This window comes from Hymenobacter guriensis, assembly GCF_015773195.1.
Taxonomy (GTDB): domain Bacteria; phylum Bacteroidota; class Bacteroidia; order Cytophagales; family Hymenobacteraceae; genus Hymenobacter; species Hymenobacter guriensis.
The window spans coordinates 69,402-85,836 of the sequence record NZ_JADWYK010000009.1; the positions used below are offsets into that span (position 1 = coordinate 69,402).

General features: G+C 55.6%; 18 protein-coding genes. 5 read left to right on the forward strand and 13 right to left on the reverse strand.

All coding sequences use genetic code 11. From position 1 onward, the window contains the following. Nucleotides 1-54 precede the first annotated feature (54 nt). Nucleotides 55-591 (forward strand): dCTP deaminase, encoded by a 537-nt coding sequence (dcd, locus tag I5L79_RS14965; RefSeq protein ID WP_196955872.1) that lies wholly within the window; start codon nucleotides 55-57, stop codon nucleotides 589-591. Nucleotides 592-613: 22 nt separating this feature from the next. Here the strand turns inward: dcd and I5L79_RS14970 are convergent, their stop codons facing one another. Further along, entirely contained in the window at nucleotides 614-1,438 is an 825-nt protein-coding gene (locus I5L79_RS14970; protein ID WP_196955873.1) for a hypothetical protein, read from the reverse strand. Between the two features lie 204 nt (nucleotides 1,439-1,642). Here I5L79_RS14970 and I5L79_RS14975 point away from each other — a divergent pair, with 204 nt between their 5' ends. Next, nucleotides 1,643-2,185, forward strand: coding sequence for a hypothetical protein (locus I5L79_RS14975; RefSeq protein WP_196955874.1), 543 nt, complete (start codon nucleotides 1,643-1,645; stop codon nucleotides 2,183-2,185). A gap of 96 nt (nucleotides 2,186-2,281) precedes the next feature. Here I5L79_RS14975 and gldC read toward each other — a convergent pair whose 3' ends face one another. The 7 genes from gldC to I5L79_RS15010 form a co-directional block, all read right to left on the reverse strand. Further along, nucleotides 2,282-2,620 (reverse strand): gliding motility protein GldC, encoded by a 339-nt coding sequence (gene gldC, locus I5L79_RS14980; protein WP_196955875.1) that lies wholly within the window; start codon nucleotides 2,618-2,620, stop codon nucleotides 2,282-2,284. A gap of 98 nt (nucleotides 2,621-2,718) precedes the next feature. Further along, on the reverse strand, nucleotides 2,719-3,843 hold the full coding sequence (gene dnaN, locus I5L79_RS14985; protein WP_196955876.1) for a DNA polymerase III subunit beta: 1,125 nt from the start codon (nucleotides 3,841-3,843) through the stop codon (nucleotides 2,719-2,721). Between the two features lie 80 nt (nucleotides 3,844-3,923). Beyond that, nucleotides 3,924-5,129 (reverse strand): hypothetical protein, encoded by a 1,206-nt coding sequence (locus I5L79_RS14990; protein ID WP_196955877.1) that lies wholly within the window; start codon nucleotides 5,127-5,129, stop codon nucleotides 3,924-3,926. Nucleotides 5,130-5,151: 22 nt separating this feature from the next. Beyond that, a complete protein-coding gene (gldG, locus tag I5L79_RS14995; protein WP_196955878.1) occupies nucleotides 5,152-6,855 on the reverse strand; it encodes a gliding motility-associated ABC transporter substrate-binding protein GldG in 1,704 nt (567 codons plus the stop codon). Between the two features lie 44 nt (nucleotides 6,856-6,899). Continuing rightward, nucleotides 6,900-7,625, reverse strand: coding sequence for a gliding motility-associated ABC transporter permease subunit GldF (gene gldF / locus I5L79_RS15000; RefSeq protein ID WP_196955879.1), 726 nt, complete (start codon nucleotides 7,623-7,625; stop codon nucleotides 6,900-6,902). A gap of 156 nt (nucleotides 7,626-7,781) precedes the next feature. Continuing rightward, entirely contained in the window at nucleotides 7,782-8,690 is a 909-nt protein-coding gene (gene gldA, locus I5L79_RS15005) for a gliding motility-associated ABC transporter ATP-binding subunit GldA (RefSeq protein WP_196955977.1), read from the reverse strand. A gap of 165 nt (nucleotides 8,691-8,855) precedes the next feature. Continuing rightward, nucleotides 8,856-9,548: an SDR family oxidoreductase gene (locus tag I5L79_RS15010; RefSeq protein WP_196955880.1), complete on the reverse strand. Its 693-nt coding sequence runs from the start codon at nucleotides 9,546-9,548 to the stop codon at nucleotides 8,856-8,858. Between the two features lie 17 nt (nucleotides 9,549-9,565). On the opposite strand from I5L79_RS15010, the gene I5L79_RS15015 reads away from it, so the two are divergent. After that, nucleotides 9,566-10,348: a head GIN domain-containing protein gene (locus I5L79_RS15015; RefSeq protein ID WP_196955881.1), complete on the forward strand. Its 783-nt coding sequence runs from the start codon at nucleotides 9,566-9,568 to the stop codon at nucleotides 10,346-10,348. Nucleotides 10,349-10,394: 46 nt separating this feature from the next. Here I5L79_RS15015 and I5L79_RS15020 read toward each other — a convergent pair whose 3' ends face one another. Next, nucleotides 10,395-11,108 carry an SDR family oxidoreductase gene (locus I5L79_RS15020; protein ID WP_196955882.1) on the reverse strand — a complete coding sequence of 238 codons (714 nt, stop codon included), beginning with the start codon at nucleotides 11,106-11,108 and terminating at the stop codon, nucleotides 10,395-10,397. Nucleotides 11,109-11,225: 117 nt separating this feature from the next. On the opposite strand from I5L79_RS15020, the gene I5L79_RS15025 reads away from it, so the two are divergent. Together I5L79_RS15025 and I5L79_RS15030 are read left to right on the forward strand one after the other, a co-directional pair. Continuing rightward, entirely contained in the window at nucleotides 11,226-11,957 is a 732-nt protein-coding gene (locus I5L79_RS15025) for an MlaE family ABC transporter permease (RefSeq protein ID WP_196955883.1), read from the forward strand. Between the two features lie 93 nt (nucleotides 11,958-12,050). Next, the gene (locus tag I5L79_RS15030; RefSeq protein WP_196955884.1) at nucleotides 12,051-12,860 is read left to right on the forward strand and encodes an ABC transporter ATP-binding protein; all 810 of its coding nucleotides are present in this window, start codon (nucleotides 12,051-12,053) and stop codon (nucleotides 12,858-12,860) included. A 261-nt stretch (nucleotides 12,861-13,121) separates the two neighbouring features. Here the strand turns inward: I5L79_RS15030 and I5L79_RS15035 are convergent, their stop codons facing one another. The 4 genes from I5L79_RS15035 to I5L79_RS15050 form a co-directional block, all read right to left on the reverse strand. Beyond that, the gene (locus I5L79_RS15035) at nucleotides 13,122-13,667 is read right to left on the reverse strand and encodes a YfiT family bacillithiol transferase (RefSeq protein ID WP_196955885.1); all 546 of its coding nucleotides are present in this window, start codon (nucleotides 13,665-13,667) and stop codon (nucleotides 13,122-13,124) included. A gap of 85 nt (nucleotides 13,668-13,752) precedes the next feature. Then, a complete protein-coding gene (locus I5L79_RS15040; RefSeq protein ID WP_196955886.1) occupies nucleotides 13,753-14,379 on the reverse strand; it encodes a bifunctional nuclease family protein in 627 nt (208 codons plus the stop codon). Nucleotides 14,380-14,543: 164 nt separating this feature from the next. Next, nucleotides 14,544-15,521, reverse strand: coding sequence for an electron transfer flavoprotein subunit alpha/FixB family protein (locus I5L79_RS15045; protein WP_196955887.1), 978 nt, complete (start codon nucleotides 15,519-15,521; stop codon nucleotides 14,544-14,546). A gap of 109 nt (nucleotides 15,522-15,630) precedes the next feature. Next, on the reverse strand, nucleotides 15,631-16,371 hold the full coding sequence (locus I5L79_RS15050; RefSeq protein WP_196955888.1) for an electron transfer flavoprotein subunit beta/FixA family protein: 741 nt from the start codon (nucleotides 16,369-16,371) through the stop codon (nucleotides 15,631-15,633). Nucleotides 16,372-16,435: the final 64 nt, after the last annotated feature.

Here is a 16,435-nt window from a genome sequence, read left to right on the forward strand (position 1 = left end):
CATTGAAGCTACCAATTCATAATTCAGCATTCATAATTCATAATTCCCCTAACCATGATCCTGACCGACCAGCAGATTCTAGCTGAAATTGAGCAAGGCAACATCGTCATTGAGCCCTACGACCGGAGCTGCCTGGGCACCAACTCCTACGACGTGCACCTGGGACGCTACCTGGCTACGTACCGCGACGCGGTGCTGGACGCGCGCAAGCACAACGAAATCGACGTGTTTGAAATACCCGAGGAAGGCTTTGTACTGCAGCCCGGCATGCTCTACCTGGGCGTGACGGAAGAGTACACCGAAAGCCACGCGCACGTACCCTTTCTCGAAGGCAAAAGCAGCGTAGGCCGCCTGGGTATCGACATCCACGCCACCGCCGGCAAGGGCGACATTGGCTTCTGCAACACCTGGACGCTGGAAATCAGCGTGTCGATGCCCGTGCGGGTGTACCACCTCATGCCCGTAGGGCAGCTCATTTACTTCACTGTGCAGGGCAGCGTGGAGAATTTCTACAACCGCAAGCCCAACGCCAAATACAACGAGCGAACGGTGAAGCCCGTGGAATCGATGATGTGGAAAAATCAGTTTTAGATGCTTGGAAGGGGGGGCAGGGCTAGTGGTGGCTTCTGACTCGGATGCGGGGCTCTTCAGTGTAAAATATTTCACCACAACGACCCCGGCGTTTTACTTTTTTATAAGCTATCCACCCAAAAAGCTTGTAGATGGTGTGGCCTGCATGTCTACCGGTACGCTGGCGCCACTCCCTAAATGGCCGTGGCTTACTGAAGCGGCTATGGCTCTCTCTAACCTGAAAATCCTCGTCGTGTAGCGCATTTAAGATGATTTTACGGCTTCGCTTTGTCAGTCCCATTTTACTTTGCTGCTCATCTACCCATACGTCCTGTACGCGGCCATCACCGTCCACTTCAAACTCTAATACTGGTATAGCTTTACGTATCTGTCGTACTTTGGAAGCCTTCTCAAGTAAGATATTGCTAAGACGAGCATAATCGCCTTGACGGCGCTCTAGGTTTAGCTCATTAAGATGCCGAGTGAGTTGCCGTACATGACGGCGCCGGGGACGTGTATATCCACCACCGCGCGTCACGGGTATAGGTACGCTATAGCCGCCATACAGCTTGTTGTAAACGGCTCGCATGTTTAGGTAAGAGGATACCGGCCCAGGCTTAGTGCGAAGAGCCGCCGCCAAAGTTTCCCAGGCAGGTTCGTTGAAATCTTGACAGAGCTCCAAAGCCTGCCGAATCAGAACCGTATCGGGGGCTGTCCGTACGTAGGCGCGCATCTGGCCCTTAGCCGGGTTGGTTAGCAGACAGCCTATTGTGCAAAGCACCAGTGTCAATTGGTGCTGATAGGCTTTCCAACTCAGCAGACTAGCTGGCAAATAATAGCCGGCACATAAAGACAAGCGAATGAACATATCTTGAATATAGCAAAGGAAGCCGCTCTGACAACAATCCAGGCTGCCCCGCCATGGTTACTTTAATATCTCTCCAGTAGTACTCTTCCGTTCCCACTAAACTCCTTGGCACAGTTTTTCGTTAGTCAGGTAGAGGCGCGGGGGCAAAACTTGTTTCGTCAAGCTCGCAAGCGCTGTTCTCTTACCCCGATAACGAACCAAACCATGCGACATACCCTTGCTTTTACGGCCCTGTTGCTGGCTTCGGTGGCTACCGGAGCGCAGGCTCAACAGAACAACCAACTCGCCACCCGCCAGGATAAAACCCAGGCTACGCCGCGGCTTAACCCCGTAGTAGCCGAGCGCGCCGACCGCCTTTCCGACCAGATGGTGCGCCAGCTGCGCCTCAATGGCTACCAGGCCAGCCGCCTGCGGTCCATCAACGAAGACAAGGTAGCCAAGATGGCCGCCATTGAGCAAAAGCACGCCGGCAACAGCAAGCTCATTGATGAGCAGTGCCAGGGTGTATGCAAGGAGCGTGACCGGGAACTGCAGGCCGTACTCAGCACCGACCAGTACAGCAATTACTATGGCTCTCGCGCCTCGTTCTACAAGTACGACCGGGACTACGCCGCCACGGCTACTAATGCCCGCTTCGTGAACTCGGTGCAGAGCCCTGCTCCTGCCAGCAGCAAAGGCGCCGTACTGGCTCCTTCCGCCGAAACGCCCCGCACTACGCCCGCCAGCACCCGGGCCCGCGGCCGCTAGACTTCCTGTTCCGCGCTGCCTAGCCGACAACTGCATTCATAGAAAAAGCCCCACCTGACGTATCAGGTGGGGCTTTTTACGTGCGTATCGTAGCACTTACTTCTGTTTCTTCTGTTCCTCTTCGAGGTGAGCCATCAGCTCGCGGCAGAGGGTGCGCATCTTGGTGGCCATTACGGAGTCGTTGGTGGCGGTGATGATGCTTTCGGCCATGGCTCCAATGGTGTCCACGTAGAAATGCTTCATTTCATCCACGGGCATTTCCTTGGTCCAGAGGTCGATTTTCATCGTACCCCGCTCGTCCCGGTCCCAGAGGCTGATGTTGATGGCCTTGGCAAAGTGAATATCGGGGCCCGCGTCGGTGGCCTGCCAGCTGATGGCCTCGGGCACTTTCTGGTCGTCAAGAGCTATGCTGAAGCGGATTTCAGACTTTTTCATAAGGTGGCAAATGTGAGGAATGTGGCAAATGTGAAAAATGTGCTAAACATGGCTTTGAACCACATTCAGCACATTTTTCACACTTGCCCCATTCAGGTTTAAACGTAGTTGTTCAGCATCACCGGCATTACCAGCATCAGGATGCTTTCATTGTCGTCGGCAATGGTGGGCATGAGCAGGCCGGCGCGGTTGGGTGTGCTTAGCTCCAGGGTTATTTCCTCGGAGTCGATGTTGGACAGCATTTCGATGAGGAACTTGGCGTTGAAGCCGATTTCCATGTCCTCGCCGTCGTACTGGCAGGCCAGCTTTTCGTTGGCTTCGTTGGAGAAATCCAGGTCTTCGGCCGAAACCGTCAGCTCAGAGCCAGCCAAGCGGAAGCGCACCTGGTGGGTGGTTTTGTTGGAGTAGATGGCAATGCGCTTCACCGAGTTCAGAAGCGCGGCCCGGTCGATGATGAGCTTGTTGGGGTTGCTCACCGGAATGACGTTTTCGTAGTCGGGGTACCGCTCGTCAATCAGGCGGCACACCAGGCGCATTTGGTTGAAGGAGAAGAAGGCATTGGAGTGGTTGAACTCCACGCGCACCGTGGTAGCCTCGGAGGGCAAGGCGTTTTTGAGCAGGTTGAAGGCTTTGCGCGGCACAATGAGGTTGGCCGTTTGGCCGGCACCCACATCCTGACGGCGGTAGCGCAGCAGGCGGTGCCCATCGGTGGCCACGAAAGTTACCTGCGCGTCGGCCAGCTGAATGAGCACGCCCGTCATGGCGGGGCGCAGCTCGTCGGTGCTCACCGCGAAGATGGTTTTGTTGATGGCCCGGGCCAGGGACGACGAGGGCATTTCAATCGGGGCCGAACCCTTCACGACGGGCACGCGGGGAAAGTCGGTGGCGTTTTCGCCGGCCAGTTTGTAGCGCCCGTTAGCCGAGGCAATTTCAATGGTGTAGGTTTCCTCGTCCAGGGTGAAGGTTACGGGCTGGTCGGGCAGGTTCTTGAGCGTGTCGAGCAGTATGCGGGCGGGGGCGGCAATGCGGCCACTTTCGCGGGCTTCCACGGGCAGCTCGGTTATCATGCTGGTCTCCAGGTCGGAGGCCGTAATCGTCAGCCGGCCGTCCTCGATTTCAAAGAGGAAGTTCTCCAGAATGGGCACTACGGGGTTGTTCGTGACCACGCCATTGATGCTCTGCAGCTGCTTGAGCAAGGCGGAAGACGAGACGATGAACTTCATATGGCGGGCGGTTTCGGCGTTTTTTGGAAGAGGACAAAGATAGGCAACGGCGGCGGGGTTTTCTAGCGGCAACGCATAGCTTATGCTTTTCTAAATAATGGAAGGCTATCATCTTCCAATAATTGTTTTAAAATATCATACATAACTGATGAAAGCCATGAATTATGTGGCATACCCCATTCAGTATCAAACGATTCACTAACATCACCATATTCAATAACAGAACTAACGGTCATTTCACTGTAACATTTTATCAAAATGCCTATTTTATAGGAAATAGAAATACAATATTCGAGCCCCATCCTTGTATAGATAAGTTTTGAACCAATATCATACATATGACTTGGCAAATCCGACTCCTCGACTGATATAAATATTTGATGATCATTATTTGTAGCAATTAATTTCATTTTATCATTTACTGATACACCATCCATAGTAAATCCACCTATATTGGACACCAATTTCACACCGAACCCATCTATATCAATTAAGGTTTTAGGGCTGAAAAACTCATAATTATTAAATACATTATAATCAAGATTTTTTATTTCATGTACAATACTTTTTATAAAATCATCATTCACACTATGCTTTACTTCTTCTACAGTCTGGTTAAGCGTAATTTTTATTGCATCAATAATTGCAGTCGAAAGTAGCTCACTAATTAAATACACATTATATAGATTATATTTTAAATCGTTATTGATTGATTTTACTTTATTTATATTAAGCTTATCAACAGTTGCCCTTTCATTATAATGCAATTCAAAAAAAGTATATCCAACAACGGTTATATCATCATTCTTAGCGACTACAACTTTTAATCTTTCATTATTATGCTTTATCTTATTCACAAAATAGGAAATTTCATTTCTATATTTTTGAATGCCTTTATAGAAATCATCATAGGTAGGATGATTATTTTTTTCTAACCATGTATGAGCGAATGTATATTTTTTCTCATTATAACTTGGATGCAAAGCCTTTAAAATCAAAAAACAATCATCGATATGCGACATCAATGAAAACAATAAATCTTTATACTTATTTTCAATTTCTAATATCTCCCCTTCACCATTACCATAATAGATAGGTTTCAACAAAGTCAAAACTTTATTCATATATTTAAAAATATTAGCTATAGATCTAGCATAAATACTTAAAGGATGCCTTAAATCATATTCTTTATGAAGCAATGACTCTACAGGCAAATTACTTAGCACACTAAATGCTCTTGGATAAACACTTCCATTACTTTCGGCTGTTCGTAGAATTTCAGACATATTTATTTCTAATTAAAGCGAATTAAAACGACGCATACCGGCGCTTCCTGAGCCAAGCCCGTACTAGCCCGAATACTGCCAGCAGCACCAGCGGTGCCCCCAGGTTCAGGAGTTGCCAGACCCGGCGCTGCTCGTTTACCTTCACCTTATCGAGCGGGCGGAGGGTGATTTCCTTGCTACGCACGGCAATGAGGCCGGACTCATCCAGTAGAAAATCGGCCGCGTTCTGCACCAGTTCGCGGTTGGCAAACTCGGTGGAAGCCAGCCGGTCGTAGCCCAGGCGCAGGGGGCGGTTGGTTTTGGTATCCACGTCGTTGCGCACAAAGTCCCCATCTGACATCACCAGCACCTTGCCGGGGCGAGCCTGCGAGCTTTGCGCGGGCTGAAACTGGGTGGTGCCGGGCCGGGCGCGGTTGGCATACAGGGACCGGAACTGGCCTTCGAGCAGGTAGCCCACGGGCTTGGGCCCGGCCGTGTACAGCTTGGGGTCGGGCGGCAGGCGGGCGTCGTTGAGGTTGACGGGCACCGGCGCGGGCAGCACGCGGGTGTAGCGGGAAGTAAAGAGCAGCGGGGTTTTGCGGATGCCCTGAGCCTTCACCGTATCAATGGTGCCCGCAAACTTGAGGTACACCGCGTCGAGGTTGCGGGTGATAGGGTGCGGGCTGAACGCGTTGACGATGGGGTAAAACTGCCAGGGCATGGGCTCCACCTGCGGCTTGTTGCCCGTCATGCCCGTCACCAGCGGAATCAGGCCCGAGTTGAGGTCCAGCAGCAGGTCGCCGTTGAGGCGTACGCCATACCGGAAGAGCAGGTCCGTCAGATTCAGCTCCTGCGGGAAGGACAGCATGCCGCCGCGGTTGGCGCTGTCCAGGTTCACGCGCATCTGATCCACGAAAAACATGGCCCGGCCGCCCTGGGTGATGTACTCATCAAGCTTGAACTTCTCTTCCTCGGTGTAGGGCCGCTGGGGCTTGGCCACGATGACAGCCGCCAGCGGCTTGAGGCTGGGCACCTTGCTCAGATCCACGCGGTACACGTTGTAGTCGCGCTGCAGGGTGCTGATCATGTCGGCCATCTGCAGGTTGTCCAGCTCGCCGTGGCCTTCCACAATGCCAATCACGCGGCGCTGGCCCGGCTGCAGGCGGCGGATGGCACTGGCCAGCTCGTATTCCAGTCCTTCGATGCTCTGGTTGAGGCGCACGTCGGGCGCGGCAGCCTGGTTGCCGCGCAGCAGCAGCACGTTCTGCTCGCGGTTGCCCACGGTGATGGTAGCCCAGGGGAAGATGATTTTCTCTACCCGCTTTCCGTTCTCGTTAGCCCCGAGGTTGGTAGGCGCCAGGCCCTTCTGCATAAGCCGCTGGTACTCCTTGTTGCGCGCCTCCTCCGACGAAGCCGCCGACGGATCGACGAACACATAGCGCAGCCGGGAGCCAGCCTGCAGCTGCATTTCGTCCAAGGTTTCGCGGGTTGATTGGGAGAGGCGGCGGAAAGCGGGCGGAAAGTCGCCGGCCAGGTACACCGTCACCGTTACCGGCTCGGGCATCTGGCTGAGTAGCTGTTTGGTGGCCGCCGACATGCTGTAGCGCTTATCGGCCGTGAGGTCGAGGCGGAAAAAGAACTGCTGGGCCAGAAAGTTGAGGACCAGCAGCCCCAGCGCAAACAAGCCAAACCGCAGCAGGTCGCGCTGTTTGCGGGAAGAGGTAGAAGACGGAGCGGGTTGTTCCATGTAGGGTTGTCAGTTGACGATGGTCAGTTGACAGAAGAGTAAGGTTACCAGTTGCGGCTGCGCAGGGCCAGGCGGGTGGCGCCCAGCATAAGGGCTACCGTGCTGAGGAAGTACACCAGGTCACGGGAATCAACGAGGCCCTTGCTCATGTCTCGGTAATGGGCGGCAATGCCAAACTGCCCGATGTAGTAGGCCGGCGCGCCCTCAAACAGCGAAGCCACCGAATCGAAGCCGGAGTACACCAGAAAGCACCCCACCACGGCCAGCAGAAAGGCAATGATCTGGTCGCGGGTGAGGGCCGAGGCCAGCACGCCAATGGCTGAAAACACGGCCGCCAGCAAAGCCAGCCCCAGCAGGGAGCCCGCAAACGCGGCCGAATCGATATTGCCTACGGGGTTGCCGAGCTGATACACCGAGTAGTAGTAAAGCAGCGTGGGTACCAGCGCCAGCAACGCCAGCAGCAGGCAGGCCAGATACTTCCCTCCTACCAGCTGCCCATCGGTGAGGGGGCGCGTGAGCAGCAGCTCAATGGTGCCGGCTTTCTTTTCCTCGGCGAAGGTGCGCATGCTGATGGCTGGAATCAGGAACAGAAAAATCCAGGGCGCCAGGTTGAACAGCGTCTGCAGGTCGGCAAAGCCGTAGTCCAGCACGCTGCTGTCGGGAAACACCCACACGAACAGACCGGTAGCCACCAGAAACACCCCAATGACCACGTAGGCCACCGGGGAGTTAAGGAAAGCGTTGAATTCTTTGCGAAGGATGGCGAACATCTAGACTGATGTACTGGTGGGGAAATGGAAAATTCTGCTAAAAACCAACTGTCATTCCGAGCGCAGCCGAGGAATCTTGCTAGTGTAGTAGTAATTACCACTCCAACATCAGCACGCGAGATTCCTCGGCTGCGCTCGGAATGACAGTCTCATTTTTCATTTTGTAAGCTCACCGAACACCTGCTCCAACGACTGCTCTTCCTGTCGCAAACCCAGCAAAACCCAGCCTTGCTCAGCAGCCAGGCGGGAAATGGCCCCGCGCTGGTCGGCAGTGCCAGCCACGCGGATGCGCCAGGTGTTGCCCGGTCCCGGCTCTACCAGCTTCACGCCCGGCAGCTGCCGTAGTGGGGCGGGGTCAATGGTGCCTTCAAACTCGGCGCGGATGATGGTTTCGCCCTGAGCCAGCACGCCCAGCTCCCGCACCGGCGAGTCGGCTACCAGCTGGCCGCGGCTGATAATAACCACCCGGTCGCAGAGGGCCTGCACCTCCGGCAGAATGTGGGTGCTGAAGATGACGGTTTTATCCTGGCCCAGTTCGCGGATAAGCTGGCGGATTTCGCCGATCTGGTTGGGGTCAAGGCCGGTGGTGGGCTCGTCGAGGATGAGTACGGGCGGGTCGTGCACCAAGGCCTGCGCTAGGCCCACGCGCTGGCGGTAGCCCTTCGATAAGGCGCCAATCTGTTTGTTCTGCTCGCGGGTGAGGCCCACCCGGCCCACAAGCTCTTTCACCCGCTGGCGCAGCCCGCTGCCCGACAGGTTGTGCACCCGCCCAATAAATTCGAGGTACTCATGCACGTACATATCCAGGTAGAGCGGGTTGTGCTCGGGCAGGTAGCCCACCCGGCGACGCACTTCCAGCGGACTTTCTACCACATCGAACCCGGCCACGCGCACCGAGCCGGCGCTAGGCGGCAGGTAGCCGGTAGCTATTTTCATAGTGGTGGACTTACCCGCGCCGTTCGGCCCCAGAAAGCCCAGGATTTCGCCTTTCCCCGCCGCAAAGCTGATGTCGTTGACAGCGGCTTGAGAGCCAAAAAGCTTGGTTAGGTTTGTTATTTCAACCATAGAAAAACGTGTCATTGCAAGCAAAGCAATCTGTCCTGAGCAAGGTGCCAGCTTCCGTTTAATCCACAAGGCCTTTGCCGCAGTCGGGAGCCGTGTGGCAGAAAGCTGTTTCTGGTGTTCAACAGGATGGATTGCTTCGGCTCACGCCTCACAATCACGAAAAGGTTATTTCACTTGCGTGGGCCGCATCTGGATTTCGGAGAGCATAACGGTTTGCGGGGCTTCCAGCGCGTGCACAATGGCGGCAGCAATGTCTTCGGGCTGCATTTTGCGCGGGTCGGGCTCCTGGCCGGGCTCGTTGCCGTTGAAGTTGGTTTCCACCGAGCCAGGCATCACGCAGGTCACGCGGACGCCCTGGGGCCGCACTTCCTTGAACAGGGCATCGGAGAAGCCGCGCACGGCATACTTGGTGGCGCAGTAGCCGGCCAGGTTGGCCGTGCCCGCCGTACCGGCCAGAGAGGCCACGTTGATAATATGGCCCAACTGCTGCTTTTTCATCTGCGGCAGCACGGCGCGGGTGCAGTAGAACAGCCCATGCACGTTGGTATCGAACATCTGGTGCCATTGCTCCGACGAAAACCCATCCACCGGCCCAAAATTTCCCAGCCCAGCGTTGTTCACCAGCACGTGTACTTCTGCGCCCGCGGCCTTAACGGTAGCCTCGTAGGCCTTCTGCACCTCCGCTTCCTTCCGAATGTCGCATTTCACGAAGTGAAAGCGCGGGTGTTTGAAGTCGGCGGGAGCAGTGCGGCCCCAGCCAGCTACGTGCATACCTTTGGCCAACAACAGTTCCGCCGTGGCCCGGCCAATGCCTTTGCTGACGCCTGTGATAATGGCTACCTTGCCGCTTAGCTCCATAAGAAAACCTGGTTGGAATGACGTTTGGCCTACGATTTCAGGCGCAAGATAACCGCTTACGCCCGCTTTGGCGGTGGTCCGGGTTGCTGGTCCTGGCGGGGCTACTCACCACCTGCCGCGCCGACCACGAGCTGGACTGCCTCAAAAGCACCGGGCCCATCCGCACCACGCACCGCGAACTGCCCGCCTTCCATACCCTCACCGTGTACGACAACGTGGATGTGACACTAGTGCAGGATACCGCCTTTTTTGCGGAAGTGCGCACCGGCCGCAACCTGCAGCAGGACCTGGAACTGACCGTGCAGGACAGCGCCCTCGTCATTCGCAATACCAGCCGCTGCAACTGGGTGCGCCGCTACGATGTTCCCCGCGAAGTAACCGTACACCTGCCTTCCATTGTAAATGTTTTTCAGCGGGGTGAGAACATAGTGCGCACCGAAGGAAACTTTCGAGGAAACAGATTATTCTTTCACCTCGTAGGTGCCGGAGATTTTGACCTGGATGTAAGTTGCCGCTACCTGTGGGTGGACCTCTACCAGCTAGGTGATGTGCGCGTGCAGGGCACAGCAGATGCTCTCCATCTCACGGTAGGCGGCCTGGGTACTTTTTACGGGCAAAACCTGCAAACCAACAATTGCTACGTGCTAACTAATTACGACAGCGCCGGCGACGCCTACGTGTGGGCTACCGGCAAGCTGGGCGGCGCCCACGCCGGTAAAGGCACGGTACACTACACCGGCTCCCCCACCGCCATTGACATAACTAGCACCGCGGAAGGCCAGATCATTAAAGAAGACTGAGCGATAAAGGCGCCGTCTTTGCCTAATCTTTCTCTTTGATTTATAACTAAATATCCCCCAGTTGCGGGCGCATGAGCAGCTCTTCCACTACGGCCTGGGGCGAGAGCGAGTAGGCCGCAAAAATGGACTCAGCTACGTCCTGAGGGCGCATAAACCGCTCGGTGGGCAAGTCGGCGCCGGCCCAGCTGTTGGTGAGCGTAGCACCCGGCAAAATGGCCGTCACGCGGATATCATGTTCCTGCAGCTCAGCGCGCAGCACTTTCGTCATGCCATAGAGGGCAAACTTGGCGATGCAGTAGGAGCCACCATTGGTATAAGCCGTGATGCTGGCCGTGGAGCATAGCATGAATATATGGCCGTGGCGCCGCGCAATCATGTCGGGCAGCAGGCCCTGGGTCAAGTCGTAGGCGCTGTACAGGTTCACGTCAATCATGCGGCGGAGCTGGGAGCCGTCGGCGGGCTCGTCCTGCAGGCGGCCGGGCTCGAAGCCGCCGGTATTGTTTACCAGTACCTCCACCCTGCCTTCAAGCTCCCGCACAAACGTCACGAAACGCTGCGTGTCCTCGGGCTGGCTGAGGTCGGCGGCGAGGGTATACACGGGCGTGTCGGGGTACTGTTGGGCCAGCTCACTGCTCAGCACCAGCAGGTCGGCAGCGGAGCGGGCGCAGGTAACGACGGGCAGCCCAGCGGCCAGAAAACGCTCTACTACGGCGCGCCCTATTCCTTTGGTGCCGCCCGTTACTACGATTAATTTTTGCATTCCTTTGCTTGTTGAACCTGGTTTTACGTATGCCTGCCCAAACCGCCGCGCCACCGTTTTGGTTGAGCTTGGGCGGGTTCGCAAGTTTTCGTATTTCTGCTACACTTCGCGCTTTGTATGGTCAAAACCTTTGGCGAATTCATTCTCTTCCTGCAAAGCATGCTCACGCGCACTGAGCGGGTTAAAATTCTTTGGCAACGGACCCTCGATGAAGCCATTCTCATCGGCATCGACTCCATCTTTATCGTCATGATTGTGTCGGCCTTTATTGGGGCCGTTACCTGCGTGCAGATTGCCTATAACCTCACCAATCCTCTCATTCCTAAAAGCACCATCGGGTATATGGTGCGCGAAATGACGATTCTGGAGCTGGCACCTACCATCACCAGCATTGTGCTGGCGGGTAAAGTAGGCTCCAGCATTGCGGGCGGCCTGGGTACCATGCGTATCACCGAGCAGGTAGACGCGCTGGAAGTAATGGGCATCAACTCAGCCTCTTATCTGGTGCTGCCCAAAATTCTGGCGGCATTGCTTATGTTTCCTTTGCTGGTGATTCTGGCTATGGGCCTGTCTATTCTGGGCGGCTACCTGGCCGGCACACTCTCGGGCGCCATGTCGGCCTCGGAGTACGTGGAGGGCATCCGCACCGATTTTATTCCTTATAACATTGCCTTCGCCCTCATCAAATCGGTGATATTCGCCTTTCTGGTATCGGCTATTTCAGCCTATAAGGGTTATTTCACCAAAGGCGGCGCTTTGGAAGTTGGAGCAGCCAGCACGGGGGCCGTTACTAACTCCATCATTGCCATTCTGCTGGCCGATTACGTGCTGGCGGCAGTACTTCTGTGAGTTTCTGGTTTCTGGTTGCTGGTTTATAGTTGTTTTTCAACGGCATTCATCAACCGCAACTAGAAACCAGCAACTAGAAACTAGCAACTTAAAATGATTGAAGTCCATAACATTCAGAAGGCCTTTGATGGCAATCAGGTGCTGAAGGGCATTACCTGCACGTTTGCGAGCGGACAGTGTAACCTGGTGCTGGGCGGCTCGGGCACGGGCAAAAGCGTACTGCTACAGTGCATTGTAGGGTTGATGAAGCCCGACATCGGCAGTATCACCTTCGATGGCACCACCTTCACGAACAATAAGGTGCAGATCCGGCAGGAAATCCGCCGCAAGATCGGGATGCTGTTTCAAGGCTCGGCTCTGTTCGACTCCATGACGGTGTTTGAAAACACGGAGTTTCCGCTGAAGATGCTCACGCCCGACATGAGCCGGGAAGAGCGTCGCGACCGGGTGGAGTTCTGCCTGAAGCGCGTGGGCCTCGAAAACGCGGGCAACAAGATGCCTTCCGAAATTTCGGGCGGCATGAAAAAGCGGGTAGGCATTGCGCGGGCTATTGCGCCCAACTGTACGTACCTGTTCTGCGACGAGCCCAACTCCGGCCTCGACCCCGCCACCAGCATCAAAATCGACGAGCTGATTTACGAAATCACCCACGAGTACAACATCACCACTGTCGTCATCACGCACGACATGAACTCGGTAGTCGAAATCGGCGACCATATCATCTTCATGCACAAGGGCCTGAAGCTCTGGGACGGGACGAAGGATGAAATTCTGGGCGCCAAGGTGCCCGAGCTGCGCGAGTTTATCTTCAGCAGCAGCCTCGTGCGAGCCGCCAAAAAAGTTGACGACGCCACGGAAGGCGGCCTCGAAGCCCTGGCTAGTGAGCCACTCTCGGAAGTTTAGCGGTTAATATGCTAATTTTTGAAGGTGCTGATGTGCTAATGATTTGGCTGTCATTGCGAGCGTAGCGAAGGAATCCGTCCTCTGAAACGTGCTTCCCGTTCTTTTACCAGAAAGCCCCTGACGTATGCATACGCCAGGGGCTTTTCACCTTTCAGGGCCGTGTACCTTGCTCAGGACAGATGGCTTCGCGCCGCTCACCATGACACGTTTTCCCTCATCAGCACATTTCCCACATTCAACCACATTAGCACATTAAACAACCTACCAGTTTTCGCGCTGGCGCAGGCTGGTAATGTGGGCCAGATGATGACGCCCGTGCCAGGCATATAGCGCCAGGGCCTGGTCCAGCGAAAACTCCTTCTGGGAGCCGGGGTGGTAGAAGCGCCGCCCCCACTGCTGCTCTGTCAGCTGGCGCATGAGCGTCACCCACCGAATGTGCAGCGCCTCCAGCAAGGCCAGGGACACGGCTACCGGCGTGGCGGCCACATCGGGCAGCTCGGCCCAGGCGGCTTCTTCGTAGGGCTTAATCGTGGGTAGCTCCTCCGTCAGAGCCAGGCGCATCCGCACATAGGCATTCATGTGCGAGTCGGGCAAATGGTGGAGCACCTGGCGTACCGACCAGCCGCCGGGCCGGTAAGGCGTATCAAGCTGCTCGGGGTGCAAACCAGCTACGGCCACGCGCACCTGGTCTGGCAGCACGGCCAGCTGGGCCAGCAGCGCTAGGCGGCGCCCATCCGTCAGGGGTTCCTGTGGGACTTCGGCTTGCCCGATGGGGTAGCGCAGATCGGCTTCGGGAATAGTGAGCATAGCGTAGAAAAGAGAATTGTGTGAAACAGTCAGAGGAAATAAAAAACGGCTTCTCCAGAAGTAGAAAAGCCGTTTCCGATGGTGCTTATGGGTTGCGCTTGTTGAGCTCGTCGCGGATTTTGGCGGCCTTCTCATAGTCCTCACGTTCCAGAGCCTGGGCCAGCATCTTCGTCAGTTCGTCCAGCGAAACCTGCCCACTGGGCTCTTTCGGCGTGGTAGGGGCCGGCCGGTCGGCCGTACCGGTGTCGTCATCGTCCTCATCATCATCTTCATCATCGGTGTCCTCCGTGTTTTCGTCGAGGTCCGAAAGAATGATGCCGGCTTCGCTCAGCACGCTTTCCACAGTGTATATCGGCACGCCGAAGCGCAGACCAATGGCAATGGCATCGGAGGGCCGGGCATCCAGTTCAAAGGTCGTGGCTCCGTCGGAGCACACGATTTTCGAGTAGAACACACCCTCCTTCAGGTCCGAAATCATGACCTCCAGAATGGCCACGTGCACCTGCTCGGCAAACGACTTGAACAAGTCGTGGGTGAGCGGGCGGTTGGGGCTGATTTTCTCGATCTGGATGGCAATGCTCTGGGCCTCAAACATGCCAATGATGATGGGCAGGCGCCGGTTGCCGGTTTTCTCCCCCAGAATCAGGGCAAACGAGCCAGATTGAGACTGGCTGGAAGAAAGGCCCAGGATTTCAAGCTGGATTTTTTTCAAGGGAATAGGAACTTGGAGTCTGAAGGCTTAGGGATGAAAAACTTGCCGCCGCAAAGAAACAAAGACTTTGCACACCGGAGCTGGCGCGAAAAGAATAGCGTAGGGCCCCGGAAACACGGTTTGCAGCAAACCCCGTCTCCAAGACCCTACGCTATTCTTTCCGCTTAGTTCAGTTCTTTCACCGCCTGCGTGAGCTTCGGCAGCACGTCGAACACGTCACCCACGATGCCGTAGTCGGCGGCTTTAAAGAATGGCGCCTCGGGGTCCTTGTTGATAACCACAATCACCTTGCTGGAGTTGACGCCGGCTAGGTGCTGGATAGCTCCCGAAATACCGCAGGCAATGTACAGGTTCGGCGACACGGTAATGCCCGTCTGACCCACATGCTCGTGGTGAGGGCGCCAGTCCACGTCGGACACCGGCTTGGAGCAGGCCGTAGCCGCGCCCAGGGCCTTGGCCAGGTCTTCGATGAGATGCCAGTTTTCGGGACCTTTCATGCCACGGCCACCCGATACTACCTTGTCGGCTTCGGGCAGCAGAATGCCCCCGGCCTGATCCTGCAGCACTACCTGCTTGGGCGCATCGGCAAAGTCAGCATCCGAGAGCTGGGCCGAGAAGCTTTCCACCGTAGCGGTTTTACCGGCTTCGTGCTGGGCCTCAATGGAGTTTTTCTTGACGGCAATGATTTTCCGGTCGCCGGTGAGTACCACTTCGGCAAAGGCTTTGCCCGAGAAGGCTCCGCGCTTTACCGTAAACTGGCCACCGTCGTTTTTGGGCAGCTCTACCACGTTGGTAGCCAGCGAGGCCTGCAGGCGCACCGCCAGGCGGGAGCCTACGGAGGCGCCAATGTTGGAGTTGGCCAGCACCAGCACCTTGGCATCTTCCTGCTGCGCGGCAGCAGCAATGAGCTTGGTGTAGGCACCGTTTACGAAGTCTTTCAGGCGGGGCTCGGCGTCGTACAGGACTTTGCTGATGCCCTGCTCACCCAACTGGGCCAGGCTGGCCTCCGAGGCCTCCCCCACGGCCACGGCCGTAGCGGTGGTACCCAGCAGCTGGGCCACCTGGCTGCCGTACGAAGCCACTTCCAGCGAAGACTTTTTCACTTCGCCCTTATCACACTCTACTACTACTAGAACAGACATACGTTTTTCAATTAGTAATTAAGAATTAGTAATTAAGACTTGATGCTTTGCGGCTGTTGCGGCCATTGAAGCAATTATTAATTCTTAATTATCAATTCTTAATTAGTTTTTAGATGACTTTGGCTTCGTTACGGAGCAGCTTGATCAGGTCGCCGGCGCTTTCGGCGGGAATGAGCTTCACGCCCTGCTTTTTGGGCGGCAGCTGGTATTCCGTTACCTGGGTGCGGGAAGCGTCGCCGGTAGGCTCTACTACTTTCAGCGGCTTAGTACGGGCCGTCATGATGCCGCGCATATTCGGGATGCGGGGCTCGCACATGGGCTGCTGGCAGCTGGCCACAAAAGGCGTATTTACCTCCACGATTTCCTTGCCGCCTTCGATTTCGCGCTCCAGCGTGGCCGTGTTGCCGCTCATATCCAGCTTCATAGCCGGGGCTACGGTGGGGATACCGAGCAGCTCACCTACCATGCCATGTACCTGGAAGCCGTTGTAGTCAATGCTTTCCTTGCCCATCAGAATCACGTCGTAGCCGCCGTCTTTGGCAATGCTGGCAATCTGCTGCGCCACAAAGAAGGCGTCCTTGGGATACGCATTTACCCGGATGGCATCGTCGGCGCCAATGGCCAGGGCTTTACGAATATTTGGTTCGGTATCGGCTTCCCCTACGTTCAGTACCGTCACCGTGCCACTACCCTGTGCTTCCTTTAGCTCAATGGCGCGGGTGAGGGCGTACTCATCCCAGGGGTTGATAACGAATTGCACCCCCGCCTTGTTGAATTCCTTGTTATCGGGCGTGAAGGTAATCTTGGTGGTCGTGTCAGGCACGTTGCTGATGCAAACGAGAAACTTCATCTATGACGACTTGAGTGAACGATATACTACGGGAAAGCCCCAAATTTGGGGCAAAGATACTGAA